22 protein-coding genes and 1 pseudogene are annotated in these 25,520 nt (G+C 39.5%); 13 read left to right on the top strand and 10 right to left on the bottom strand.

Going from position 1 to position 25,520, the window contains the following annotated elements:
* Nucleotides 1-15 precede the first annotated feature (15 nt).
* The 10 genes from L652_RS0122955 to adk all read left to right on the top strand — a co-directional run bounded on the left by L652_RS0122955 (nt 16) and on the right by adk (nt 10,857).
* The gene (locus tag L652_RS0122955) at nt 16-768 is read left to right on the top strand and encodes a putative DNA-binding domain-containing protein (RefSeq protein WP_024596353.1); all 753 of its coding nucleotides are present in this window, start codon (nt 16-18) and stop codon (nt 766-768) included.
* Between the two features lie 72 nt (nt 769-840).
* Entirely contained in the window at nt 841-963 is a 123-nt protein-coding gene (locus L652_RS1000000125650; RefSeq protein WP_259398718.1) for a hypothetical protein, read from the top strand.
* Between the two features lie 171 nt (nt 964-1,134).
* Entirely contained in the window at nt 1,135-1,680 is a 546-nt protein-coding gene (gene apt / locus L652_RS0122945) for an adenine phosphoribosyltransferase (RefSeq protein ID WP_002962303.1), read from the top strand.
* A 3-nt stretch (nt 1,681-1,683) separates the two neighbouring features.
* The gene (gene dnaX, locus L652_RS0122940; RefSeq protein WP_024596354.1) at nt 1,684-4,209 is read left to right on the top strand and encodes a DNA polymerase III subunit gamma/tau; all 2,526 of its coding nucleotides are present in this window, start codon (nt 1,684-1,686) and stop codon (nt 4,207-4,209) included.
* Nucleotides 4,210-4,269: 60 nt separating this feature from the next.
* Nucleotides 4,270-4,596: a YbaB/EbfC family nucleoid-associated protein gene (locus tag L652_RS0122935; protein WP_002962306.1), complete on the top strand. Its 327-nt coding sequence runs from the start codon at nt 4,270-4,272 to the stop codon at nt 4,594-4,596.
* 7 nt (nt 4,597-4,603) lie between these two features.
* Nucleotides 4,604-5,212: a recombination mediator RecR gene (gene recR, locus L652_RS0122930; RefSeq protein ID WP_002962308.1), complete on the top strand. Its 609-nt coding sequence runs from the start codon at nt 4,604-4,606 to the stop codon at nt 5,210-5,212.
* 133 nt (nt 5,213-5,345) lie between these two features.
* Complete coding sequence (locus tag L652_RS0122925; protein ID WP_024596355.1) at nt 5,346-7,247, top strand: MFS transporter; 1,902 nt, start codon at nt 5,346-5,348, stop codon at nt 7,245-7,247.
* A gap of 4 nt (nt 7,248-7,251) precedes the next feature.
* Nucleotides 7,252-7,989: an RluA family pseudouridine synthase gene (locus L652_RS0122920; RefSeq protein WP_024596356.1), complete on the top strand. Its 738-nt coding sequence runs from the start codon at nt 7,252-7,254 to the stop codon at nt 7,987-7,989.
* Nucleotides 7,990-8,107: 118 nt separating this feature from the next.
* A complete protein-coding gene (gene htpG, locus L652_RS0122915; protein ID WP_024596357.1) occupies nt 8,108-10,021 on the top strand; it encodes a molecular chaperone HtpG in 1,914 nt (637 codons plus the stop codon).
* Nucleotides 10,022-10,212: 191 nt separating this feature from the next.
* Nucleotides 10,213-10,857 (top strand): adenylate kinase, encoded by a 645-nt coding sequence (gene adk, locus L652_RS0122910; RefSeq protein WP_002962321.1) that lies wholly within the window; start codon nt 10,213-10,215, stop codon nt 10,855-10,857.
* A gap of 88 nt (nt 10,858-10,945) precedes the next feature.
* Here the strand turns inward: adk and tpx are convergent, their stop codons facing one another.
* The gene (gene tpx / locus L652_RS0122905) at nt 10,946-11,527 is read right to left on the bottom strand and encodes a thiol peroxidase (RefSeq protein WP_024596358.1); all 582 of its coding nucleotides are present in this window, start codon (nt 11,525-11,527) and stop codon (nt 10,946-10,948) included.
* A gap of 233 nt (nt 11,528-11,760) precedes the next feature.
* On the opposite strand from tpx, the gene L652_RS0122900 reads away from it, so the two are divergent.
* Both L652_RS0122900 and L652_RS0122895 read left to right on the top strand, forming a co-directional pair.
* On the top strand, nt 11,761-12,765 hold the full coding sequence (locus L652_RS0122900) for a response regulator (RefSeq protein WP_024590825.1): 1,005 nt from the start codon (nt 11,761-11,763) through the stop codon (nt 12,763-12,765).
* A gap of 3 nt (nt 12,766-12,768) precedes the next feature.
* Entirely contained in the window at nt 12,769-13,740 is a 972-nt protein-coding gene (locus L652_RS0122895) for a diguanylate cyclase (RefSeq protein WP_024592692.1), read from the top strand.
* A 100-nt stretch (nt 13,741-13,840) separates the two neighbouring features.
* On the opposite strand, the gene L652_RS0122890 is transcribed toward L652_RS0122895, so the two are convergent.
* The 4 genes from L652_RS0122890 to L652_RS0122875 all read right to left on the bottom strand — a co-directional run bounded on the left by L652_RS0122890 (nt 13,841) and on the right by L652_RS0122875 (nt 19,404).
* Nucleotides 13,841-15,355 carry a SpoVR family protein gene (locus L652_RS0122890; RefSeq protein WP_024596359.1) on the bottom strand — a complete coding sequence of 505 codons (1,515 nt, stop codon included), beginning with the start codon at nt 15,353-15,355 and terminating at the stop codon, nt 13,841-13,843.
* A 19-nt stretch (nt 15,356-15,374) separates the two neighbouring features.
* Nucleotides 15,375-16,658, bottom strand: a complete 1,284-nt coding sequence (locus L652_RS0122885; RefSeq protein ID WP_007375849.1) for a YeaH/YhbH family protein — start codon at nt 16,656-16,658, stop codon at nt 15,375-15,377.
* Nucleotides 16,659-16,689: 31 nt separating this feature from the next.
* On the bottom strand, nt 16,690-18,612 hold the full coding sequence (locus L652_RS0122880; protein WP_007375848.1) for a PrkA family serine protein kinase: 1,923 nt from the start codon (nt 18,610-18,612) through the stop codon (nt 16,690-16,692).
* Nucleotides 18,613-18,822: 210 nt separating this feature from the next.
* Nucleotides 18,823-19,404 carry a Fe-Mn family superoxide dismutase gene (locus L652_RS0122875; protein WP_002960323.1) on the bottom strand — a complete coding sequence of 194 codons (582 nt, stop codon included), beginning with the start codon at nt 19,402-19,404 and terminating at the stop codon, nt 18,823-18,825.
* Between the two features lie 266 nt (nt 19,405-19,670).
* Between L652_RS0122875 and L652_RS0122870 the strand changes: the two genes are divergently transcribed.
* Nucleotides 19,671-20,009, top strand: a complete 339-nt coding sequence (locus L652_RS0122870) for a Grx4 family monothiol glutaredoxin (protein ID WP_004335359.1) — start codon at nt 19,671-19,673, stop codon at nt 20,007-20,009.
* 89 nt (nt 20,010-20,098) lie between these two features.
* Here the strand turns inward: L652_RS0122870 and L652_RS0122865 are convergent, their stop codons facing one another.
* The 5 genes and pseudogenes from L652_RS0122865 to L652_RS1000000125580 all read right to left on the bottom strand — a co-directional run.
* Nucleotides 20,099-21,412, bottom strand: a complete 1,314-nt coding sequence (locus tag L652_RS0122865) for an ATP-binding protein (protein WP_024597404.1) — start codon at nt 21,410-21,412, stop codon at nt 20,099-20,101.
* Nucleotides 21,412-22,743, bottom strand: a complete 1,332-nt coding sequence (locus L652_RS0122860; RefSeq protein WP_024597403.1) for a sigma-54 dependent transcriptional regulator — start codon at nt 22,741-22,743, stop codon at nt 21,412-21,414. Before L652_RS0122860 ends, L652_RS0122865 begins: the two co-directional genes overlap by 1 nt.
* A gap of 71 nt (nt 22,744-22,814) precedes the next feature.
* Complete coding sequence (locus L652_RS0122855) at nt 22,815-24,023, bottom strand: FtsX-like permease family protein (RefSeq protein ID WP_024597402.1); 1,209 nt, start codon at nt 24,021-24,023, stop codon at nt 22,815-22,817.
* Between the two features lie 11 nt (nt 24,024-24,034).
* Entirely contained in the window at nt 24,035-25,348 is a 1,314-nt protein-coding gene (locus tag L652_RS0122850; RefSeq protein ID WP_024597401.1) for an ABC transporter permease, read from the bottom strand.
* A 3-nt stretch (nt 25,349-25,351) separates the two neighbouring features.
* Nucleotides 25,352-25,520, bottom strand: a pseudogene (locus L652_RS1000000125580) (ABC transporter ATP-binding protein); the annotation flags it as partial.

The raw sequence follows: 25,520 nt of genomic DNA, 5'->3' as shown, positions 1-25,520 counted from the left end.
AAAGAGTGCCTAGTTATGAGCTTTATTGAAATACAAAACGAATTTATGGCGCATATTCGCGAGCCTCAAAAAAATAAAAAGCCCAGCGGTATCGAAGACAGGCGTATGGCTATTTATCGCGACCTATTTTTTAATAACATTGAAGGTTTTATATCATCAGGTTTTCCGGTATTAAAAACGTTATATACCCAGAAGCAATGGCAAGCCCTCGTACGCCAGTTTTTTAGCGAATATGATTGTCATTCGCCGTACTTTTTAGACATAGCAGGGGAGTTTATTAATTACTTATCAAGTGATTATAAAATGAAAAAATACGATCCCGTGTTTATGCTTGAGCTTGCCCATTATGAATGGGTAGAGCTAGATGTATCCATTGCACACGAAGATGAGCAAGAGAAAAAATTACAAACAACAGCGCTCACTAGTTCAGCTTTATATTTATCGAAAACGGCAAGAAATTTAAGTTATCAATTTCCGGTTCAAAATATTAGCAATCGCTTTAAACCAAAAGAGCCATCACCTCAGCCTAATTATTTTGTTGTATATAGAGACGAAAATGACGACGTTCAATTTCTGGCTACGAATGCGATGACAGCTTTGCTATTGTCAATCATAGAGACAAGCGAAGGCGCGACATTTGACAACGTCTGCCAACAGGTATTAGCTCATGCACCACAATTTAATGCAGAGCAAATTACTCAAGGTGCACTGGTTACTCTTAATGCTATGGTTGAACGAGGAGTAATTGTGACAAAAAATCAAGACTAAGGTCTTTATTGATGATTTTACATCGTCTATTATGGCAGCCTTATTTGCCGTGCTTAATAAAAGGTTGTACCAATGTCAGATGATAAAGACTTTAAAGATCCGTTCAACGTTACTTACTTTCTTGCTTTTTTAGCTGTATTTGCAGGGATTGGTTGTTTAAATGCAATATTAGGCTGGATCACTAGCTTAACGTAAAATGTATAGCGTTTATGAAGGCTGTTGCTAACTTCAGCCTTGAACCACTTTATTTTAATTACCCCGTCCATATTTAATACTTCTTTTATAATAACGCCAAACTCGCAATTAAAGGTTAGTTAAGGTTATAATCACCTGCTTTGTAATATAAACAATTGAGCAGTTAAAATTATGACTCAAGTAACACCAGCAATTATCAAAAACAGCATAACTACAATTGCTGATTATCCAAAAGCGGGCATTATGTTTCGCGATGTAACCACTTTAATGGCAAATCCAGAAGCCTTTAAAGCAACTATTGACGCGTTTATCGCAGAATATAAAGATCAGGGCTTTACTAAAATCATAGGCACAGAATCACGTGGTTTTATTTTTGGTGCGCCATTGTCTTATGCGTTAGGCATTCCGTTTATTCCAGTACGTAAACCAGGTAAGTTACCACGCGAAGTTATTCGCCAAGATTACTTACTTGAGTACGGTGAAGACACGCTAGAACTGCATGTAGATGCAATTGTACCTGGCGACAAAGTATTACTAGTTGATGACTTATTAGCAACTGGTGGCACAATTGAAGCCACTGCTAAGTTAGTTAATAAACTAGGTGGCGAAGCCACAGATGCAGCATTTGTTGTATCACTACCAGAACTTGGTGGCGAGCAGCGCATCAAAAAAATGGGTATTAAAATCCTAAAATTGGTTGAATTCGAAGGCGAGTAATCGATGAGTTATCAGGTTCTAGCGAGAAAATGGCGTCCTCAAACCTTTCATGAATTGGTTGGGCAGTCTCATGTTAAGCAAGCGCTTGTAAATGCGCTTACGCAAAATAGACTGCATCACGCTTATTTATTCACTGGAACCCGCGGTGTAGGTAAAACCACCATTGCACGTATTTTTGCTAAAAGCTTAAATTGCGATGAAGGTATATCTGCAAATCCGTGTGGACAATGTAGCAGCTGTTTGGATATAGAAGCAGGGCGCTACATTGACCTACTCGAAATAGATGCGGCTTCTCGTACAAAAGTAGAAGACACTCGCGAAATACTTGATAACGTTCAATATGCACCAACTCGTGGACGTTATAAAGTATACCTAATCGATGAAGTTCACATGCTTTCTAAGCACAGCTTTAACGCGCTTTTAAAAACGCTTGAAGAGCCACCAGAGCATGTGAAATTTTTATTGGCGACCACCGATCCTCAAAAATTACCAGTTACTATTTTATCTCGCTGTCTACAATTTAACTTAAATGCCTTGTCGCAAAGTGAAATTAAAACACAGCTTGAACACGTACTTACTCAAGAGCAGCTTAGCTTTGATACCGATGCACTTAGCATTATTTCAAAAGCCGCTGATGGCAGTATGCGTGATGCACTTAGCTTAACCGACCAAGCTATTGCGCAAACAAATGGTGATATTAATAATCAAGCAGTACAAACAATGCTTGGTTTAATGGATACTCATTATAGCCAAAGCTTGCTTGCAGCATTACTTGCACAAGATGGCGCTGCGTTAATGGATGAGATTGCGCAGGTGGCAAGTCGTAATCCTAATTATGTGGCATTGCTTGATGATTTAATTGCACTTACACATTTAACACAACTAACCCAGTTAGTGCCTGAAGCGGCAGGGCTAGATGAAAAAAATGTAGATTATATTGCTCATGTTGCACAACATACGAGCCCACAACAAATTCAAATTTATTATCAGTTACTGTTAAATGGTAAAAAAGATTTACAATGGGCACCAGAGCCTCGCTTAGGTTTTGAAATGATTATGCTAAGATTATTAGCATTTAAGCCTACAGACGCGCAACAAACTGTACACACAGCAAACGAAGAGCCGGCCCCAAATAAACAAGGCCGTGCAAATGCACTGCGAGATATATTAAATAAAAATAAAACATCGCAAAACACCGTAGCTGGCCAAAGCAGTGCTCCAGTAAATAATATTAAGCCAGTTAGCAATGCAGAGCAGCCTAAAGCCGTTGAGATAGAGCCTTCAGCTAACGCAGCCGCTCAGTCATCAAATAATGAAGTCGTGCAAAGTAATAATGAGCCTGCCCAAGTTGCAGTAGAGCAACCGGTTCAACAAAGTGAAAACGCTTCAAAGCAACAGGCTTTAGCTAAAGAGCAACCACAAACCAATGTTGTTTCAGATGCTCAAGCCCAGCGACAAAGTGAAGATGAAGCTTATATGCTCCATAGTGATGCTGAACAAACGCTGGCCTCGCAATTTGACGATATAATGAGTAGCGCTGTAGATCAGGGTTTTAACCCTGCACCTACTGCAAACTCAGAACCTCAATCAAAGCCCTTAACAAATCACAATGCAAGTACGCCAATAGCTGAACAAGAAGCGCAGGCGCAATCTGCCATTGCTCGTATTTTACGTGATAGAAACATATCCGGTGCGGGTAGGTTATCAAGCAAGAGTACAAGCACCTCTGCAAATAATGTAGCAGCGCAGCCAAACCAAGCACCCGCTAAAAAGCCAGAACACCAGCCAAGAATGCCTAAAGCTCAAATTGTTCACCAAGATAGTACCGCTGAAAATACAAACGAGCTCAACAGCGTTACAAACGTAGCACCTAGCGATCCCCCACCTTGGGTGAATGATAGTGCAGATGCAAGTGAAAAAAAGCATGAGCTCCCACTAACAGGGAGCGAAAGCCAGGCACATGGTCACGCTAATACAAAACCAGCACGAAAAGTTGATTTTAAAGAAAAGCATCAAACAATTACCGAAAATCTAGCGCCAGAGCTACTTGAGCAAATAAACCCTCAAAAAGTACCTGAAGCAGCGCCCGAGGAAATTAGCATTCCCGTGCCTGATGATTTTCAAAGTCCAATTAGTGAAATTAGATTTGCACATCAACAAGATGAATGGGCTTATTTAATTAAACGTATGGGACTGGGTGGTCGTATGCGCCAATTTGCGTTGCATTCAATATTTACTAAGCAAGGCAACAGCTTACATATAGACGTTGATGAATCACAAAAGCATTTAGATACACCGATGCTTCGCCAAAGATTAGATGCCGCATTGTCGAGTATTTATGAGCATAACGTGTCGTTAAGTATTAATTTTGCTAAGGGAGTTATTGATTCTCCTTATCTTATTCAGCAAAAAATAGATGCAGGACGTCAACAACAAGCAATCGATGTGATCACATCGGATGAAAACATAGTACAATTTCAGCAAGTATTTAGCGCCGAAATTGACGAAAACAGTATTCAGGCATTGTAATTACTTACAATCGCCCTTATGTTCATGTTAATTAATGTATTAAAAGAAAGAGAGAAAGTTATGTTTAAAGGTGGAATGGGCAACATGATGAAGCAAGCGCAGCAAATGCAAGATCGCATGCAAAAAGCCCAAGACGAAATCGCAACATTAGAAGTTGTCGGCGAAGCCGGTGCCGGTTTAGTTAAAGTAACCATGCTTGGTAACCACAATGTACGTCGTGTTCAGCTTGATGAAAGCCTTATGGAAGACGACAAAGACATGATTGAAGACTTACTTGCAGCAGCATGTAACGATGCTGTACGCCGTGTTGCTGAAGAAACACAAGAGCGTATGGGTAAAGTAACTGGCGGTATGCAATTACCACCAGGTATGAAAATGCCGTTTTAAGTCAATAATGCAACTTTCAGATAGTTTAAATCAGCTTATAGAAGCACTGCGCTGTCAACCTGGCATTGGTCCAAAGTCAGCGCAACGTATTGCTTTTCACCTGCTTGAGCGCGACCGAAAGGGAGGCACTCAGCTGGGCAATGCACTCACTAAAGCAATGACCGCCATAGGGCACTGTCAGTCTTGTCGTACTTTTTGCGAACAAGCTCAGTGCGATATTTGTTTAAGTACAAAACGCCAAGACAGCGGTATATTATGTGTTGTTGAATCGCCTACTGACGTACTTGCCATCGAGCAAACAGGTCAGTATTTAGGTCTATACTTTGTATTAATGGGTCACTTATCGCCAATAGACGGTATTGGTCCTAAAGAGATTGGCTTAGATGTTTTAGAGCAAAAGCTTGCTCAAGGCGATATTAATGAGGTTATTTTAGCGACTAACCCTACGGTTGAAGGCGATACTACCGCACATTATATTGCTCAGCTTTGTCATAAATACAAAGTAGGCGCTTCACGTATTGCCCATGGTATTCCTGTGGGAGGTGAGCTTGATTTAGTAGATGGTAGAACACTTATGCATGCCTTTAGCGGCAGGCGCCTAGTTACTCAAGACTAGCTCTAAGTCACTATTTGAAAACAAATTACAAAAGCCTACATGATTAAATCATGTAGGCTTTTTCGTTTTTAAGGTAAGCTTAAAAACAATCTAATTTATTTTTGGGCTATGTCTCTAATTAGTAAGGAATACAATGAAAGATAACCAACCCTATCAAGGTGCATTACTGGGTAGTAAGCGTTTTTTACCGCTTTTTATTACGCAGTTTTTCTCAGCGATAAACGATAACGTGTATAAGCAATCAGTGCTTATTCTATTAATATTTCAGGCTGCAACGCTTGCAGATGGCGCACTTTATTCAAATATTGCTGCTGGGTTATTTATTCTTCCGTTCTTTTTATTTTCAGGGATGGCAGGGCAGCTTGCAGAAAAAACAGAAAAATCAAAATTGATTAGAATCGTAAAACTATGTGAAATCCCTATTATGGTTGTAGGGGCAGTTTCTATTTTAACGCAGTATGTGTGGCTAATGTTAGCCACCGTATTTTTAATGGGCGTGCAAAGTACGTTTTTTGGTCCATTAAAATATTCTATTTTACCGCAGCACGTAGCACCTAATGAATTAACAAAAGCAAATGGCTTGGTTGAATCAGGCACGTTTGTGGCGATACTAATGGGTACAATTTTTGGCACTTATTATATTACTCAATCAGTAGGGCCTACGCTTATAAGTATTGCCGTATTAGTCTTGGCCGTGATGGGTTATGTGAGCAGTCGCTTTATACCCACTAGTGAAGCAAACGAGCCTAACTTAAAATTTACCTATAATATATTTTCATCGACAAAAAACGTATTTTCAGCACTTAATTCGCAAACAGAATCGGTTGGTAAATCAGTCCTTGGGATCAGTTGGTTTTGGTTAATTGGCGCCATCGTTTTAACGTCCCTACCAAATTATGTAAAACACACAATGGGCGGCGATGAACTGGTTGTAACTAGCGCACTTGTTGTGTTTTCACTAAGTATTGCTATTGGTTCGTTACTGTGTGAAAAGCTTTCTCGCTCTCGAATAGAATTAGGAATTGTGCCTTTTGGCGCTATCTTAATTACCTTGTTTTTATACTTACTGAGCCAAGAGCCAGCCATTAGCTCTTATTTACCTCAACACCCTGAGTTAATGACGCTTCAGGAGCTATTAAAAACAGGCGATATGGTGTGGCACTTTGTATGGATGGCAGGCATTGGTATTGGCTCTGGTTTTTACACTGTACCGCTGTATGCGCTTATTCAACAGCGTACTGAAGAGTCGAGTCGCTCACGAGTTATAGCGGCTAACAATGTATTAAATGCACTGTTTATGGTGGGCAGTGCTGTTTTAAGTATTGTAACGCTGTCTGTTTTTCAGTGGAGTATTTCAGAGTTGCTACTGTTACTTGCCGGGCTAAACTTACTTATCTCTGTTTATATTTATACCAAAGTACCAGAGTTCTTTTTACGATTTATTATATATATTTTAGCTATTTGTATGTACAGAGTGCGTACAAAAGGTGAAAGTAATATACCTGATGCAGGCGCTGCGGTTGTCGTGTGTAATCATGTCAGCTTTGTTGATTGGATGTTTATTTTAGCCGCATCACCAAGGCCTATCCGGTTTATGGTATTTGCCCCTATTTATTATTCGCCGGCCCTACATTGGTTATTTAAAATGGCTAAGGCTATTCCCATTAACAGTGAAAAAACCAATCCAGAAGCGTTTAAAAAAGCCTTTGACGAAGTAGCTGCTGCGCTTAATAAAGGCGAACTTGTTGGTATTTTCCCTGAAGGAAAACTAACCAGTGACGGCTCAGTGGATATTTTTCGCCGTGGAATCGAGCGCATTATTGAGCGCTCACCTGTGCCCGTTATTCCTGTGCACTTAGGTGGTTTATGGGGCAGCATGTTTAGTCGTAAAGCTAAGTGGCAATTGCCTCGATTAAAATGGTCTTTGGTGTCGGTTGCAGTCGGTGCCCCGATTGCTGCTGATAAAGTAGTAGCAGATGATTTACGTGAAAAAGTATTGGCATTAAAAGCGCTTCATTCAAAAGATAGTGACTAATTTAATGATTAACTTAATGGCTAACTCAACATCGCAAACACCTTCAGAACAACCCATTATAGTTGATGATTTTGTAGCCCCTAAGTGCGACGGGTTTATTGAAATATTATATCAAGATGACGATATTTTACTGATCAATAAACCCAGTGGACTATTAAGCTTATCAGGTAAAAATCCGCTTAATTGGGACTCAGTGCATTACCGCTTAGTAAATGGTCAAAAGGGCTTAACAGCTGCATTTGCAGAGGCTAAGTTACCGCATCGGCTAGATTTGGGCACATCGGGCATTATGATTGTTGGGTTAAACGCGATTGCGTCAAAGCACCTTAATAAGCAATTTCAAGCGCGTACTATTCAAAAGCGTTATGTAGCCATGTTAGAGGGATGCTTGGCTGTTGATGAAGGGCAAATTACTGCGCCAATTGCAAAAGATAAACTGCTTTTTCCGCGTGTTAAAATTTGCCAATCGACAGGTAAAACAGCGCTGAGTGAATATAAAGTACTTGAGCGGCTCAGGCAGCCGTGCAGAACCTTAGTGCAATTTACACCTATTACTGGGCGTACCCATCAATTACGAATACACAGCCAGTTTATAGGGCACCCAATTTTAGGCTGTGATTTATATAAAAGTGCGCAAAGTGAATATATGGCAGGGCGGTTACAATTACATGCCAGCGATTTATATTTTGAACATCCAACAACAGGTGAAAAGATTCATATTAATTGTCCGCATTCGTTTTAAACAAATTAATGGTTCTTTGTTTTCGTTTCACCTTTTTTAAATTTTTCCCTTGAAGTTCTAACACCTCACCCCATATTAAGTGCATAACGCAGACACTTTGCAAATTGGAGATATATAAATGACTGCAGCACAAAAAGAAACATTAGGCTTTCAAACAGAAGTAAAACAATTATTAAACTTAATGATTCATTCTCTTTATTCTAATAAAGAAATATTTTTACGTGAGCTTGTGTCAAATGCATCAGACGCAGCAGACAAGTTACGCTTTTTAGCATTATCTCAAGGTGACCTTTACCAAGGTGATGCCGATTTACGTGTTCGTATTAGTGCAGATAAAGAAGCAAATACAATTACCATTTCAGATAATGGTATTGGTATGACGCGCGATGAAATCATTAGCTCATTAGGTACTATTGCAAAGTCGGGTACTGCTGAGTTTTTCAAAAACTTAACGGGTGATCAAAGTAAAGATTCACAGTTAATTGGTCAATTTGGTGTAGGTTTTTACTCTGCATTTATTGTTGCTGATTTAGTAACTGTTCGTACACGCAAAGCTGGTGAAACAACCGCTTATGAGTGGGAATCTCAAGGTGAAGGCGAATACACACTTCAAGAAATTGAAAAAGAAGGCCGTGGTACCGACATTATTTTACATCTTCGCGATGAAGAAAAAGAATTTGCTGATGACTGGCGCCTACGTAGTATCGTTACTAAATACTCTGATCACATCTCAACGCCAGTACAAATGTTTAAAGCAGAAGTGCCAGAATCTGAAGGTGAAGACGGCGAAAAAATTCCAGCAGTACCAGGTGAGTGGGAAAGCATTAACCGCGCGACTGCATTGTGGACACGCGATAAATCAGAGCTTTCTGATGATGAATACAAAGAGTTTTACAAGCATGTAAGCCATGATTGGGAAGAGCCACTTAGCTGGGCACATAATAAGGTTGAAGGTAAAACTGAATACACTAGCCTTTTATATATTCCTAAAAAAGCACCTTTCGACTTATGGAACCGTGAACGTCAAAGTGGTTTAAAACTTTACGTACAACGTGTGTTTGTAATGGATGATGCTGAGCAATTCATGCCAAGCTACCTTCGCTTTGTAAAAGGCTTACTAGATTCAAACGATTTACCACTGAACGTATCTCGTGAAATTCTACAAGACAACAAAGTAACGCAAGCTATTCGTAAAGGGTGTACATCGCGTATTATTAAAATGCTTGAGCGTATGGCTAAAAACAAAGCTGACGATTACCAAGTATTTTGGAATGAGTTTGGTCAAGTAATGAAAGAAGGCCCAGCTGAAGATGCTGCCAATAAAGAAGCTATTTGTAAGCTACTTCGTTTTTCTTCGACACACACTGATTCACAAACACAAGATGTGTCGCTTGAGCAATATGTTGAACGCATGAACGAAGGCCAAGACAAAATTTACTACGTAGTAGCTGATACATTCACCGCTGCGAAAAACTCACCGCATTTAGAGATTTTCCGCAAAAAAGGCATTGAAGTATTACTACTAAGTGACCGTGTTGACGAGTGGATGATGAGTCACCTAACTGAATTTGCTGATAAGCAACTACAGTCGATCACACGTGGTGACTTAGATTTAGGTAAGCTTGACGACGAAGAAACTAAAAAAGCGCAAGAAGAGTCTGAAAAAGAAATGGCTGGGCTTGTTGAACGTATTAAAACAGCACTAGGTGATGACGTTAAAGAAGTGCGCTTTACGCACCGCTTAACAGATTCTCCAGCATGTGTTGTAAGCGACGACAACGACATGAGCTCACAAATGCAAAAGCTAATGGAATCTGTTGGTCAAGCAGCCCCTGAAGCAAAACCTGTGTTTGAGCTAAACCCAGAGCATCAACTTGTTAAGCACTTAAATGACGAACAAGATGAAGATAAGTTTGCGCAGTGGTCACACGTTTTACTAGATCAAGCACTACTTGCAGAACGCGGTACACTTAAAGATCCAACAGGATTTGTTACTCGCTTAAATAAATTGATGCTTGAACTAAGTAAATAAGCAAATAGCTATTTACTCAGTTAATAAAGTATAAATTATGTACTTTAAAAAAAAGGGAACGTGTGTTCCCTTTTTTAATGCCCTGTAAACACCCCAACGGCTCATCAATTAGTATAAGTTGCTTGAGTATCGGCGGCGCTTGTGGAAGAATTCAGGCTTTAAAATAAATATCCATACTAGGGGACAATAATATGCGCATTATTCTTTTGGGCGCGCCGGGTGCAGGTAAAGGTACTCAAGCTCAGTTTTTAATGGACAAATACGGTATTCCACAAATTTCTACTGGCGATATGTTACGTGCGGCAATTAAAGAAGGCACGCCACTGGGTCTAGAAGCAAAAAAAGTAATGGATGCTGGTCAACTAATTTCTGACGATATTATTATTGGTTTAGTTAAAGAGCGTATTACTAAAGCGGATTGTGAGAAAGGTTTTTTACTTGATGGCTTCCCGCGTACAATCCCGCAAGCGGATGCAATGAAAGAAAATGGCGTAGTGGTTGATCACGTTATTGAATTTGACGTGGCTGATGAAGTCATTGTTGAGCGTATGGGCGGACGTCGCGTTCATCCTGGTTCTGGTCGTGTTTACCACGTTGTTTATAATCCACCAAAAGTGGAAGGTAAAGACAACGAAACTGGCGAAGACTTAATTGTTCGCGCTGATGATACTGAAGAAACAGTACGTAAACGTTTAGGTATTTACCACGAGCAAACTATGCCATTGGTTGATTACTATCAAGCAGAAGCGGCTGCTGGTAATACTCAATACCATAAACTAGATGGTACACAAGCTGTTGAAACTGTTAGCCAACAACTTGGTGAACTTTTAGGTTAATTATAAAAGCACATTAAAAAACCGCCAATTGGCGGTTTTTTGTTTTAAGGCTATTTAGCATTGCTTAATTAGTGCTACTTAATGGACTTTACAATGTTTTAAGTTTCTCAATTACGCTGTTGTATTCTGGTTCAGTTGAAAGGCTACTAACTAACTGTTTATAAATGACGTTATGGCTTTCATCTAAAATAAAGACTGTTCGCGTTAGTAAGCCCATATCTTTAATAATCAATCCGTATTTTTGACCAAAATCACGCCAAACAGAATCTGATAACGTAGTGATTTTATCGATATTTTCAGCTTTGCAAAAACGCTTTTGAGCAAATGGTAAATCAGCACTAATTGTTAGCATAACTACACTTGGGAATTGTGAGGCTACTTTTTCATTAAAGTGCTTAGTTTGCAGGCTACAAATGCCGGTATCTAGGCTGGGTACTACACTTATTAATACAGCTTGGCCTTTATAATCCTCAAGTGTCACTGGAATAAAGTTGTCATCAACAACTTTAAAGTTTGGCGCACTATCTCCAATTGAGATACCTTGACCTAATAAAGTGACTGGTTTGCCTTGCGCGGATACTTTTCCTGCATCAAGCGTGTTTTCTGGATAGTCGGCTGCAATAGCCACAGAACAAAATGAACACAAAGCAAAGACAAGTGAACGTAACATAAGGTATTTCCTTTTAAATTAACGCAATGGGCGTCAGTGTATTATACTGGGCTATAGTTACCAAGTGATTAAACCTGCTTAATAGAGTGGGTATTAGCTCTGAAATATAAAAATTGTAACTATGCTAAACTTTGATTAACATGAAGTTACAAAAGATATCTTCAATAATAAAAATAAAAACCATCATAAAATGATTTTAATGCTCATTACTGGTTTAGAAACAGAGAGATAATATGTCAACATCGGTATTAATATGTGATGACTCGAAATTAGCTAGGCGTCAGCTAGCTCGCTCATTACCTGAAGATTGGGACATTAAAGTTGAATTTGCACTTGACGGCGTTGATTGTATAAAGCAAATAAAGTTAATTGAACCAGAGATACTTTTTCTCGATTTAAACATGCCAGAAATGGACGGTTATGAAGTTTTAATCGCTATGAAAGAACAGGGGCTTAATATTCTCACTGTTGTTGTCTCTGGTGATATACAACCAAGTGCACACCAAAGAGTGCTTGAGCTTGGTGCTATCGATTTTATTCAAAAACCATGTTCTCCCGAAAAACTAGCCAGCATAATTGAACACCATGGGATTAAAGATAAAGCCATGCGTGAGCGTCTCTCTCATTCGCTAGGAGAGCAAGTCGACCCTGATGTTCGGGATATATACCAAGAGCTAACTAACGTTGCTATGGGACAGGCTGGGGATTTACTTGCACGTCTTCTTAATGTATTTGTAGAGTTACCAATTCCTAATGTGAATATTTTGGAAGTTAATGAACTCGATATGGCGCTGCAGTCTATAGATAATAACGCAGCTACATCGGGTGTGTGCCAGGGCTTTATTGGCGGTGGTATTTCGGGCGAGGCGCTATTACTTTTAAATGATTCAAGCTTTAAAGAAATAGCTTCTTTGATGAACTATGACGGCGAGTTAAACGATAAAGTTGAACTTGAGCTGCTTATGGATATTAGTAATATTTTGATAGGCGCTATTTTAACGGGTCTTTCAAAACAGCTCGATATGTCATTTAGCCAAGGGCACCCGATTGTACTTGGCCAACACAGAGATGTATCTGAGTTGGTTAAATCAAACAAGTCACGTTGGCAACGCACCCTTGCAATAGAGATTAGTTACGGTATTGAAAACCATGATATAAATTGCGACCTCATGCTGTTATTTACTGAAGATTCACTTAAAACTTTGAAATACAAAGTTGCTTACCTATTAGAAGATTAAGTTATGGCCGCTGATTTAGAAATGAATGAGATCCATTGGTTAATGGATATGTTTAATACCGTTGATGTAGGCCTTGTGGTACTCGATAGGGATTATAAGGTGTGTGTATGGAATGGTTTTATGGAAAACCATTCAGGGCTTCTACCAAGCGCAGTAAAAGATAAAGATCTATTTGATTTATTTCCTGCAATAGACGAAAAATGGTTTAGAAGTAAATCTGAGTCGGTTTTTGTTTTAAAAAACCGCTCTTTTACGATTTGGGAGCAGCAGCCATACATTTTTAGGTTTAAAAATTATCGACCTATTACTGGTAAAGCTGATTACATGTATCAAAATGCGACATTCATCCCTCTTACCAATACGATGGGCGAAGTTAGCCACATTTGTATTATTTTGTATGATGTAACAGATGTCGCGGTAAATAAAAAAGAGCTTGAAGAGTTAAATAAAAAATTAGAACAAGTAAGTCAAACAGATAGCTTAACGCAGCTTGCAAACCGTGGACACTGGGAAGGTACGCTACGCCAAGAGTTTTTAAGAGTTAAGCGAAGTGGTGGCTGTAGTACATTATTAATGTTTGATATTGATCACTTTAAAAAAATAAATGATGAATATGGTCATAGCTGTGGTGATGAATCGCTTCGTCACTTATCTAACTTACTACGTACGACGCTGCGCGAGACTGATGTTGCAGGGCGCTATGGCGGTGAAGAGTTTGCAGTGACATTGCTTGATACAGATAAAGAAGGCGCTTTTGTATTTGCTGAGCGTTTAAGGGTATTGATTGAAACTAACCCTGTTAAGTATAAACACTTTGAAATAACAATGACGGTAAGTATAGGGCTGGCTGGTAGCAGTAATGATTTTAAAAATCATGAGCGCTGGATAGAGGCTGCAGATAAAGCACTGTACCAGTCTAAAAATACAGGGCGAAATAAAGTAATAGCCTACGAAGATATAAAAAATGACGCTTAAGCGTCATTTTTTATATCCAGAATTTAGGGTTAAATAATACCGTGTTTTTTTACAATCTGCTGAGCAAATCCAATCAGTATGGAAATTGTATTGCCCTTCATTATTGTGTTGTGTGTCGAGAGTCATCTATTGGGCATTGACCAATCATTGAAACCTCACCAGAATTTGACTCTTGCTCTAGTTTTACTTTAAAGCCCCATAATCTGTAAAGATGCTTAAGCACTTCCTCGTGCGAGTTTGCTAAAGGAATATTGTTATGAGGTACATAGCGTAGGGTTAATGAACGGTCACCTCTAATATCAACATCATACACTTGAATGTTAGGCTCATGATTACTTAAATTGTACTGCGCTGAGAGTGCTTCTCTCACTGCCTTATAGCCGTTGTCGTTATGTATTGCGCCAATTTCTAGATGGGGATTATTAGTATGGTCAATAATAGTAAATAATTTAAAATCACGAATTAACTTAGGCGATAAAAACTGGCTAATAAAACTTTCATCTTTAAAGTTTTCCATTGCAAAATGCAGTGTATCTAGCCAGTTACTACCTGCATATTCAGGAAACCAGCGTTTATCTTCTTCAGTTGGGTGTTCACATATTCTGCGAATATCAACCATCATATTAAAGCCTAAAGCATATGGGTTAATGCCTGAATAATACTTACTGTTATAAGGTGGCTGATAAATTACGTTGGTGTGGCTTTGTAAAAACTCTAACATGAAAGAGTCGCTGAGCTTTCCCTCATCATATAAGTGATTAAGGATGGTGTAATGCCAAAAAGTTGCCCAGCCTTCGTTCATTACTTGAGTTTGCTTTTGTGGGTAAAAGTATTGCGAAATTTTACGAACAATACGTATCACTTCACGTTGCCAAGAATCGAGTAATGGGGCATTTTTTTCAATAAAATACAAAATATTTTCTTGAGGTTCAGAAGGGAAATGGCGAACTTTCTTTTTGGTTTCTTGCTGTTGCTCAGGAATAGTTCGCCATAATTCGTTTACTTGCGATTGAAGGTAGTCTTCGCGCTCTTGTTGGCGTTTTTGCTCTTCAAATAGCGATATTTGTTGTGGACGTTTGTAGCGATCGACCCCGTAATTCATTAATGCATGACATGAGTCGAGTAGGGCTTCTACTTGTGTAATACCATGCTTTTCTTCACAGCGGCTTATGTAGTTTTTAGCAAATACCAAGTAATCAATAATTGAACCTGCATCGGTCCAGGTTTTAAATAAGTAATTACCTTTAAAAAATGAGTTATGTCCGTAACATGCATGTGCCATTACAAGCGCTTGCATAGGCAGGGTGTTTTCTTCCATTAAGTACGCAATACAAGGGTCTGAATTTATCACTATTTCGTACGCGAGGCCCATTTGTCCGCGCTTATAATTTTGCTCTGTTTGAATGAACTTTTTACCGTAAGACCAATGACTGTAGCCAATAGGCATACCAACGCTTGAATAAGCATCCATCATTTGCTCTGCGGTTATCACTTCAATTTGATTAGGGTAGGTGTCTAACCTGTAGTGAGCTGCAACACGGGCAATTTCACCTTGATACTCATCTAATAAATCAAAGGTCCAATCTGGGCCATCACTCAATCGTTTATCATTCATAATGCTACCTCGCTTTTGGCTATGCAGAGTTTTGCTGTTGACGACCTTTTTTAAATAGCTCCCTAAAAATTGGGTAAATATCTTCAACGCTTTGAATATGCTGTATGGCGAAATTATTATGGCTGTGTGTTATTGATTCATATTCGCGCCATAGGCTTTGATGAGCACGAGTGGTTATTTCAATATAAGCAAAATAGCGTACTGCGCTTAAGAGCTTATTACGTAATATTTCACCACACTGCGGCGTGTCATCCGCCCAGTTATCGCCATCAGAGGCTTGTGCGGCGTATACATTCCACTCATTTGCGTGATAACGCTCTTTTATTATTTCGTTCATTAATTTAAGAGCGCTTGAAACAATAGTGCCGCCAGTTTCTTGGGAGTAAAAAAACTCTTGTTCGTCTACTTCTTTAGCTTGTGTGTGGTGGCGAATATAAACAACTTCTATGTCTTTATAACTGCGCGTTAAAAATTGATAGAGCAAAATATAAAAACGCTTTGCCATGTCTTTTGTTGGCTGATCCATTGAGCCTGACACATCCATAATACAAAACATCACGGCTTTGCTGGTGGGGTGAGGGCGCTTTTCGTAATTACGAAAACGTAAATCGTAGTTATCAATAAACGGAACCGACTTAATTTGCACTTTTAATGCTGCAATTTCTTTTTGTAATAAAGCAATTGCCGCTTTATCGTTATGTGGACCAGCAAGCAGCAGAGCAAGTTGTTCTTCGAGCTCTTTTAAACGGCGTTTTTTACCTGCACTCATGGCAACACGCCGTGCAAGCGAGCCTTGAAGAGAGCGTACAATGTCAATATTACTTGGCATGCCGTCGCTACAAAAACCTGCGCGATGGGTTTTCATTTGCACTAACTTATCAAGCTGGTTCTCTTGTAAGTTAGGAAGTTCTAGATCTTCAAACAGTAAATCAAGGTATTCATCTTTTGATATTGAAAATACAAACTCATCTTGTCCCTCGCCCGAATCGCTGGCGTCACCTTCACCGGCACCACCGCCTTGTCCGCCTTTAGGGCGCTCAATTTTATCACCTGTAGAAAACTGATCGTTACCAGGGTGAATTTGTTCTCTATTCCCGCCTTGCCCTTGATGAAATGTAGGTTCGCTGATATCGCGTTGTGGAATAGAAATACTCTCACCAGAGCTTGAATCGGTAACGCTGCGTTTGTTAATCGCATCTGAAACCGCTTCTTTAATTTGTTTTTTATAGCGCCTAATAAAGCGCTGGCGATTAAGCGTACTTTTATTTTTTCCGTTTAAACGCCTATCTATAAAATGCGCCATATTGACCTCCTAAATACTACGACTATGAAGGTTATTGCGATTTTCTAACCCGTAAATACCACTCAGAAAGCAAGCGAACTTGTTTTTGTGTATAGCCTTTTTCGACCATACGGTTCACAAAGTCTTCGTGCTTTTGCTGATCCTCTGCAGACGTTTTAGTATTAAACGAAATAACAGGGAGTAAATCTTCGGTATTAGAGAACATTTTTTTCTCAATCACCGTGCGTAGTTTTTCGTAGCTTGTCCATAGTGGGTTTTTACCGTTGTTGTGTGCGCGGGCACGCAGTACAAAGTTCACTATTTCATTACGAAAATCTTTAGGGTTAGAAATACCCGCTGGCTTTTCTATTTTTTCAAGTTCAGCGTTTAGCGCTGCGCGGTCAAATAGCTGTCCTGTATCGGGGTCTCGATATTCTTGGTCTTGTATCCAAAAATCTGCATAAATAACATAACGGTCAAAAATATTTTGTCCGTATTCTGAGTACGATTCTAGATAAGCGGTTTGCAGTTCTTTACCTATAAACTCGACATATTGTGGAATTAAATAGCCTTTTAAAAAGCTTAAATAACGCTCTTCTATTTCACTTGAAAATTGCTCGCGCTCTATCTGTTGCTCAAGCACATAGAACAAATGCACCGGATTTGCAGCAACCTCAGTGGTATCAAAGTTAAACACACGGGACAAAATTTTAAACGCAAAGCGGGTAGAGAGCCCCGTCATACCTTCATCAACACCTGCGTAATCACGATACTCTTGATACGATTTCGCTTTAGGGTCGGTGTCTTTTAGGGTCTCGCCATCGTATACCCGCATTTTAGAATAGATACTTGAATTTTCTGGCTCTTTTAAACGTGATAGCGTCGTAAATTGCGCCAATGTTTTGAGTGTACCCGGTGCACATGGCGCGTTGTATAGCTCGCTGTGCTCAAGTAATTTGTCGTAAATTTTAATTTCTTCAGTCACACGTAAGCAATAAGGGACTTTTACAATATAAACACGGTCTAAAAATGCTTCGTTGTTTTTATTGTTTTTAAAGGTTTGCCACTCAGACTCATTAGAGTGAGCGAGGATCATGCCATTAAAGGGCAGGGCGCTAATACCTTCTGTGCCGTTATAGTTACCTTCTTGGGTGGCGGTAAGTAAAGGATGCAGCACTTTAATAGGCGCTTTAAACATTTCTACAAATTCCATCAGCCCTTGGTTAGCTAAACATAAAGAGCCAGAGTAGGCGTATGCATCAGGATCGTTTTGGGCAAAGTGCTCAAGCTGGCGAATATCGACCTTACCAACCAGTGCTGAAATATCTTGGTTGTTTTCATCTCCTGGTTCGGTTTTGGCAATGCCTATTTGGTTTAAAATAGAAGGGTAGCGTTTAACCACTCTAAACTGGCTAATATCACCATTGAATTCTTTTAAGCGTTTGCCAGCCCAAGGCGACATAATGGTTTTTAAGTAGCGCGGTTTAATACCGTATTCTTTGCTGAGTACGTCTGCATCTTCGATAGGATCAAACAAGGAGAGGGGGTGGTCGTTTACGGGAGACCCTTTAATTGAATAAATAGGCACTTGTTGCATTAAATACTTTAGTTTTTCAGCAATGGATGATTTACCCCCACCAACAGGTCCAAGTAAATAAAGCACTTGTTTGCATTCTTCAAGCCCCTGAGCCGCATGTTTTAAATAAGAGACTATTTGCTCAATGGCGTCTTCCATACCATAAAAATCAGCAAAGGCAGGGTAGCGCGCAACTACTCTATTTGAAAATAATCGACTTAGTCGTGCATCCGTTGCGGTATCTACCATGTGTGGTTCGCCAATTGCCATGAGTAGGCGTTCTGGTGCGCTGGCGTAGGCAGACTTATCGGTTTTACAAATCTCAAGAAATTCAGCGATACTGTATTCTTCTTCCTGTGCCGCTTCGTATCGTGCTTGGTAATGCTCAAAAATCGTCATAATAACCTCCGAAACCCGCTGTAAAAAGGTGCTTACCTTTTAAAGTCTAGTCACGAATGTGTATTTTTGTGCAATAAAATTAAAAATTTAAGTGAAAAAAGATCATGTTACTAAAAGTGTTTTATTAGATGATGAGGCGCTTAGGTGTGATAAACAACAAACAAAAAAAGACGCCTAAGCGTCTTTTTTACATTAGCGTTTAAAGGCTAATTAAGCGAAGTTAGCGTTCGCGAATTCCCAGTTAACAAGCGACCAAAAACCTTTAAGGTAATCTGGACGAACGTTACGGTAATCGATGTAGTAAGCGTGTTCCCATAAATCCACTGTAAGGATTGGAGTAACGCCATCATCAGTTAATGGTGTAGCAGCGTTAGATGTATTAACGATGTCTAGTGAACCATCAGCAAGCTTAACTAACCACGTCCAGCTTGAACCAAAGTTATTTACGGCTTTGTCATTTAATGCATCTTTAAACGCATCAAAAGAACCCCATTTAGCGTTGATTGCATCAGCAACTGCGCCAGTAGGCTCGCCGCCGCCGTTTGGAGATAAGCTGTTCCAGTAAAAAGTATGGTTCCAGATTTGTGCTGCGTTGTTAAATACGCCGCCTTCTGATGAACATACGATCTCTTCTAGAGATTTGTTTTCAAACTCAGTACCAGGGATTAAACCATTAAGCTTAACCACGTAAGTGTTGTGGTGTTTGCCATGGTGAAACTCTAGCGTTTCTTTTGAAATATGTGGCTCAAGTGCGTCGATTGCATATGGTAGTGACGGTAGTTCAAATGCCATTTTTTTATCTCCATCTTCTTTGGTTGATAGTCCATTTGGTAATACGTAATGCCTGTTGAAACAGAGCAGTTACCTATACCAAGCGGTAATATAGTGTTACTATAATTGTTGAGTATTTTACTCAAGTTTAAGCAAACAGCAATGCTATTGCGAAAGACTATTTCAATTGCGGCTTTATTTGCCCATTTTAAGTTATATATTTGTGGTCACGATGAGTTATTTTCAAGACCTAAATATATTTAGCTATCGTTACTTTGAGGTTGTAGATGGAAACCATTGATAAAATTAAACAGCAAATTTCAGAAAATCCAATAATCCTTTTCATGAAAGGGTCACCAAAATTACCAAATTGTGGTTTTTCTTCACAAGCATCGCAAGCGTTAATGTCATGTGGTGAACCATTTGCATACGTTGATATTTTACTTAATCCAGACATTCGTGCTGAGCTTCCAGCATACGCAAATTGGCCAACATTCCCACAACTTTGGGTAGATGGCGAATTAGTTGGTGGTTGTGACATTATTATCGAAATGTTTCAACGCGGTGAATTACAGCCGTTAATTACAGAAACTGCTGCTAAATACAAAGAAGCTGACGCAGAGTAATTTATTACTCAACCTGAACTCAGGTTATTAAGCTCTTTAAACACAAAGCCACTTTTTAAGTGGCTTTGTTGTTTTTAATTTGTGTAAATTTATGAATAAGGAAGGCTCACTTGTACGTTTAAGCCGCCCTCTATTTTGTTATGTAAACTTATATGGCCTTGGTGCGCTTCTGCTATTTCTCTGCATAAAGCTAGCCCTAAACCACTCCCCGTACTTTTTGTAGAATAAAAGGGCACTAAAGCATTTGCCATTACTTGCTCGCTCATTCCTTTGCCGCAGTCGCTTACATTTATAACACATGCTTGGGGTACAAACTCGACCTGAATATGTATTTCATTGGCGTTGGAGCCTGACTCGTGTGAATTTTTTAATAAGTTTATCAGCAGCTGCTCGAGTTGTGTTTGATCAGCTTGTAATTCATTGTGTGAATTTTTTATTTCGTAGCTAAATAGCCAGTGGTTTTTTAAATTATCGAGTGTGTTTTGCCAGTTAATCCGCGTTTTTTGTGGCTGAGGTAATTTAGCAAACTTGCCATAGCCTTGTACAAATTCAGTTAAATGACTAATTCGCTCATCAATAGTTGCAAATACACGGGCAAGGCGAGGCTCATCAACTTTATTTGCGAGCAATTGTGCGCTGTGTAGCATGGATGACATAGGGCCGAGTGAATTATTTAATTCGTGGCTAATAATGCGTATTACTTTTTTCCACACCGCAACTTCTTGGCGACTAAGTTCACGGGTTAACTGTTTAAATATATATAAATGATGCTTTTGATTATTGAGTAAAAACTCCCCAGTGGCTAAATGCCAAGTTTGCGAGTCTTGATTCTCTATTTCTATATTAAAGAGGCCATCAATACCGTGCTCTATAGCTGCTACTAATTGCAGAGGCGAATTTTCGAGTAATTTACTTAGTTGCATACCTTCAAGGCGAGTTGCGCTATTAAATAAACTACGGCTAATTAAATTACTAAATACCACCGTATTATTATCATTGACCAGCAATAACGCTTGCGGCGAGCTTTGCAATACTTTATCAAGCATTAACTCGCGCTGGTAAATCCATTGTTTTTCTTGGCGAAGCTGTTTTGCGGTTTGATTATAAAGTTGGCATAGTTTTCCAAGTTCATCATTACTTTTATACGCTAGTAAGCTGGAGAGCTCACCATCTTTAAAATTAAGTAATCCTGTTTCAAGCGATTGCATGCCAAGCTTTATTGGCTTGGTGAGAGTTCTTGAAAGTAGAGTGCTAAATGTAAGCGTTAGTAATATTAAAAACAGAGTGTAGTAAATATCAAAGCCACTTAGCGCGGCAATAATAACAATAGGCAGCGCGCTACAAAGCCCGCAAATTAATACAACCTTTTGGCTTAGGGTAAAGTTGCTAATAATGTTTGGTATTAATAATCAATACCCATTTTTTGTAATCGACGATAAAGCGCTTGTCGGCTTAAACCAAATTCACGGGCGACTTTGGCTATAACACCTTGATGAGCGCGCATTGCGTGTTCTATTTCCTGTTTGGTCGGCTCTGCTTTTGCTTCTTGTTGAGCAGTGACCAGTGACGATAGTGCAAAGTCATCGACTGCAAGCGCACCTGTAGGTTTTAGTACCGCTACGCGTTTACAAGCGTTTTCTAGCTCTCTAACGTTACCAGGCCATTTGTAGTGTTGAAGAGCTTGCTCTGTGTTTATAGTCAGCTCTCGGTGAGGTAAAAAATGGCTAATAAGTGCTAAAACATCATCTTGTCTTTCGCTTAGGGCAGGCACATTGAGCTCAATTACATTAAGGCGATAATATAAGTCTTCCCTAAATCGACCTTGTTGAATTGCTTGTAGTAAGTTTTCGTTAGTGGCCGATATAACCCGCACATTTACCTTTCGTGTTTGTGTTGAGCCTAAACGTTCAAACTCGCCGGTTTGTAGTACGCGTAGTAATTTTATTTGTCCTGAAAGTGGTAAATTACCAATTTCATCTAAAAATAACGTACCGCCATCAGCTGCTTCAAATCGACCAATACGTTGTTTGGTTATCCCCGTATATGCACCGGCTTCAGCGCCAAAAAGCTCGGCTTCTATAAGTTCTTGCGGTAGTGCACCGGCGTTTACCTTAATAAAAGGCTGCGATACAAGCGGGGAGTTTTTTTGAATAATATGCGCAATACACTCTTTGCCACTACCATTAGGGCCTGTAATTAATGCAGATATATCAGATTTAGCCACTTGAAGCGCCATAGTAACCAGTCGTTCCATCGCAGTACTTTTAAATATTAGCCCAGCAAGGTCTGCATTTTTAAATGTACCTTCACGTTCTTGTTGATGGCGATTATGCGTCGCCACTATTTTTTTAGCACTGCCTAGCTCTATTAAATTACTGATACAAACTAGTAGTTTTGCATCATCCCAGGGTTTTGGTAAGTAATCAGCAGCACCGGCTTTTACAAGCTCAATGGCGGTGGCAAGTTCGGTCCAAGCTGTAATAAGTATAATAGGGAGGTGTGGGTTTATTTCTCGTAGTTCATAAAACAACGCTTTACCTTCTTCGCCAGAGGTGGTGTCACTGGTAAAGTTCATGTCTTGAATTACAAGCTCAATTCGCTGATAGCGAACTATTTGCAGAGCATCAAACGGATTTGTTGCAGTGACTACCGAAAATTCGTGGATCTCGAGCAACAATGAAAGTGCGTCGAGTACTGCTTGGTTATCATCAACAATGAGTATTTTATGAGTCATAGGTTATTTTTATAATTTTTTAATGGCTACACTGCCTTACTAAGCAGTGTAGCATAGTGATTTACATATAATTAAATAGTGCGAGTTGCGATACTGGGCGAAATATTGGCTGCGCGTTTAGCCGGCGCTAATACTGCAAGTAAACTCATTAAAAATACGGCAATGGCGGTAACGGCTATATAGCTTGGTGGTAGTGCGGCAACAGAAAAAGACTGCATTAACATTTTCCCAAGCAGTATTGCTGTTATTGCACCTAAGGCTAAACCTAGGCTACAAATTAGTGCGTTTTCTACTAAAAAATAGCTGATAATAGCTGACTTTCTTGCGCCAAGTGCTCTGCGTGTACCAATTTGCTTAGTACGTTTGCTAATATTAAATAAGGTTAAGCCAAAAATACCGAGAGCGGTTATAAGCACTAAAATAGTGATTAATACTATGAGCATGCGCATCATAAGGCGATCTTGAGCGGTATACTCATTTTTTAATTCATCAAGCCCTTTAATGTTGTTAATAACGCGTTTGCTGTAATTTTCGAGCATAGCATTTTCTATTTTTTTCATTACAGCTGCTCGCTGACCAGGCTCTGTACGAACGGCAACTTGTGCATAACTTGCTGCTTTAATATAAGGAATAAACGCAAGATTATCGGGTTTACTGTCTTTGAGCCACGGGCCTTTCATTTTTCCGATCACGCCAATAACTTTAAGTGGTAGGTCGCCAAAATAAACTATTTTCCCTAAACCATCTCCATCAGGGTAGAGCTCATCAAGTAAGGCTTTAGTGACTATAGTGACGTTGGTACGCTTTTGTGTAATTTCGTTTGTAACGAGCACTTCATCTTCGGTAAAGTTTCGCCCTGCAATTAAGTTAACGCCGTAGGTATTAATTGCGTGGTCATCTATAAAAATATAAGCGGTCCTGACACTTAGGCCTTCTTGTGGAGCAGGTTTTAAATTAAAGCTCGAAGCGCTGCCCCCCCCTGATAGCGGAATACTACTGCTTAATGCGGCATCAACTACGCCTGGCATTTTTCTAAGCATGCTTTCATCAAGCTCAAACTGCTGGCTTAAGTTAATATCAGTACCAAAGGTCATTACATTAAACTTAAATATATCTTGTTCAGGGTAGCCAGTTTCTTGGTTTAAATAACTAATTCTATCTTGAATGATAAATGCAGCATTACTGACGATAGCTGTGGTAATTGCAATTTGAATTAGCAGTAATACAGCGCCCACCTTTGAACGGCATAAGGCGTTAAATATAGGTTTTATTTCTAACATTGTGACATTCCTTATTGGCTCTTAAGATAAATAGCAGGGTTGGTTTTACACACTAGCCAAGCAGGGTACAAACCAGTCAAAATGCAGGTTGTAATTGCAATCAATGGGGCGCTCAATAGCATGGTTAAATCCATTGTCGCTAAATTTTCATAGTAGTCATAGCTTTGCCCTACGCCCATTAAGCCAAGTTGTGCTAGTACAATTCCTAGCATGCCACCTATAAAGCCAAGCATGGCGACCTCAACTAAGTGCTGTAAAAATATTTGCCTTTTACTCGCACCTAATGCGCGTCTTACACCTACTTCTGGCGCTCTGCGTAAAAACTTAGCTAAAAGTAAACCTAAAATATTGGCTAAGCAGACACCTAAAAACATAAAGCTCAGGCCCACTAAAATTTTATTGTCTTCGGTGACGACGTTGTTGTATTGCATCCATTGGTTTACATCGCGAAGTTTATACTCAAGTTCTTTACGATTAAATCGACCACGTTTTTGTTGTTCTTGCATATAGGCTAATAAGTAATTTTGATAGGCTTGTTTTTGTTCAAGCGTATTTAGCTCTGCCCAAAACTGGATCCATACTTGCTCAGATTGCAGTTTATCTGCAAAGGTTGGTGTGTTTTCGTGTTTCCATCCATTGCTATTGCCCCAACTTACTAGCTCTTTTGTCTTTATTAAGCTAAAGGGCATAAATAACTCTTCTACTTGATTAAATGCACCGTTATTTAAATCATAATATTTAATATTGAGAGGCCAATGATTAATAACACCAACTACTTGATAGCTTGCATCATCTAAGTAAATCAGTTCTCCGACAGAGTTTTTTCCAGCAAATAGTTTATCGTTTATTTCTTGGGTAATAACAACCACAGGTGCGGCAGAGTCTTCTTGCTCTTTGCTCCAAGCCCCCCCGTATAAAAATGACAAATTAAACATGCTAAAAAACTCAGGCGTTGTCATGCGAGCATTACCTATAAAAGGTTTTATTTTGTCGGAGTCTAAATAAACTGAAAAGCCGGTACGCATCATAGCCACTTTTTTCTCTGACGTGGGTGCGTTTAATAAGTTCTCTGCATCTTGATGGGTCAGTTGCAGTGGCATGTTATCTTCTGTCCACCACGTACTACCATCGTCCATTGTTTGTAATTGCACACTGTAAAGTTGGCTGCTTTTTTCAGGGATAGGATCGGCTGACATCATGTGATAAACACTAAGGCTGGTCATTGTTATGCCTATACCTATCGCAATGGCAAGTACCATTAAAAAGCTAACCAGTGGGGTGCGCTTGAAGCTGCGCCAACTTAAATCTAAATAATGAATAAACATTAGTTAAACCCCCGTTGCTATTTTTATAGTTTGCGAGCCCTGATAAAGCGTAAAGTCGGCAAGTTGCCCATCAACTACTTGAATATTACGCGGAGCACGGCGGGCTAATTCGCTATCATGCGTTACCATTACAATAGTGGCACCGTCGCGATTGATTTGTTCAAGTAACTCC

This window comes from Pseudoalteromonas sp. TB25 (assembly GCF_000497995.1).
In the GTDB taxonomy this organism is placed as follows: domain Bacteria; phylum Pseudomonadota; class Gammaproteobacteria; order Enterobacterales; family Alteromonadaceae; genus Pseudoalteromonas; species Pseudoalteromonas distincta.
This window is presented reverse-complemented; position numbering and strand designations above follow the sequence as displayed.

What these genes read in the sequence shown, in the direction of transcription:
- L652_RS0122955 (WP_024596353.1), top strand. Translation starts at nt 16, where the DNA reads ATGAGCTTTATTGAAATACAAAACGAATTTATGGCGCATATTCGCGAG.
- L652_RS1000000125650 (WP_259398718.1), top strand. Translation starts at nt 841, where the DNA reads ATGTCAGATGATAAAGACTTTAAAGATCCGTTCAACGTTACTTACTTT.
- apt (WP_002962303.1), top strand. Translation starts at nt 1,135, where the DNA reads ATGACTCAAGTAACACCAGCAATTATCAAAAACAGCATAACTACAATT.
- dnaX (WP_024596354.1), top strand. Translation starts at nt 1,684, where the DNA reads ATGAGTTATCAGGTTCTAGCGAGAAAATGGCGTCCTCAAACCTTTCAT.
- L652_RS0122935 (WP_002962306.1), top strand. Translation starts at nt 4,270, where the DNA reads ATGTTTAAAGGTGGAATGGGCAACATGATGAAGCAAGCGCAGCAAATG.
- recR (WP_002962308.1), top strand. Translation starts at nt 4,604, where the DNA reads ATGCAACTTTCAGATAGTTTAAATCAGCTTATAGAAGCACTGCGCTGT.
- L652_RS0122925 (WP_024596355.1), top strand. Translation starts at nt 5,346, where the DNA reads ATGAAAGATAACCAACCCTATCAAGGTGCATTACTGGGTAGTAAGCGT.
- L652_RS0122920 (WP_024596356.1), top strand. Translation starts at nt 7,252, where the DNA reads ATGATTAACTTAATGGCTAACTCAACATCGCAAACACCTTCAGAACAA.
- htpG (WP_024596357.1), top strand. Translation starts at nt 8,108, where the DNA reads ATGACTGCAGCACAAAAAGAAACATTAGGCTTTCAAACAGAAGTAAAA.
- adk (WP_002962321.1), top strand. Translation starts at nt 10,213, where the DNA reads ATGCGCATTATTCTTTTGGGCGCGCCGGGTGCAGGTAAAGGTACTCAA.
- tpx (WP_024596358.1), bottom strand. Translation starts at nt 11,527, where the DNA reads ATGTTACGTTCACTTGTCTTTGCTTTGTGTTCATTTTGTTCTGTGGCT.
- L652_RS0122900 (WP_024590825.1), top strand. Translation starts at nt 11,761, where the DNA reads ATGTCAACATCGGTATTAATATGTGATGACTCGAAATTAGCTAGGCGT.
- L652_RS0122895 (WP_024592692.1), top strand. Translation starts at nt 12,769, where the DNA reads ATGGCCGCTGATTTAGAAATGAATGAGATCCATTGGTTAATGGATATG.
- L652_RS0122890 (WP_024596359.1), bottom strand. Translation starts at nt 15,355, where the DNA reads ATGAATGATAAACGATTGAGTGATGGCCCAGATTGGACCTTTGATTTA.
- L652_RS0122885 (WP_007375849.1), bottom strand. Translation starts at nt 16,658, where the DNA reads ATGGCGCATTTTATAGATAGGCGTTTAAACGGAAAAAATAAAAGTACG.
- L652_RS0122880 (WP_007375848.1), bottom strand. Translation starts at nt 18,612, where the DNA reads ATGACGATTTTTGAGCATTACCAAGCACGATACGAAGCGGCACAGGAA.
- L652_RS0122875 (WP_002960323.1), bottom strand. Translation starts at nt 19,404, where the DNA reads ATGGCATTTGAACTACCGTCACTACCATATGCAATCGACGCACTTGAG.
- L652_RS0122870 (WP_004335359.1), top strand. Translation starts at nt 19,671, where the DNA reads ATGGAAACCATTGATAAAATTAAACAGCAAATTTCAGAAAATCCAATA.
- L652_RS0122860 (WP_024597403.1), bottom strand. Translation starts at nt 22,743, where the DNA reads ATGACTCATAAAATACTCATTGTTGATGATAACCAAGCAGTACTCGAC.
- L652_RS0122855 (WP_024597402.1), bottom strand. Translation starts at nt 24,023, where the DNA reads ATGTTAGAAATAAAACCTATATTTAACGCCTTATGCCGTTCAAAGGTG.
- L652_RS0122850 (WP_024597401.1), bottom strand. Translation starts at nt 25,348, where the DNA reads ATGTTTATTCATTATTTAGATTTAAGTTGGCGCAGCTTCAAGCGCACC.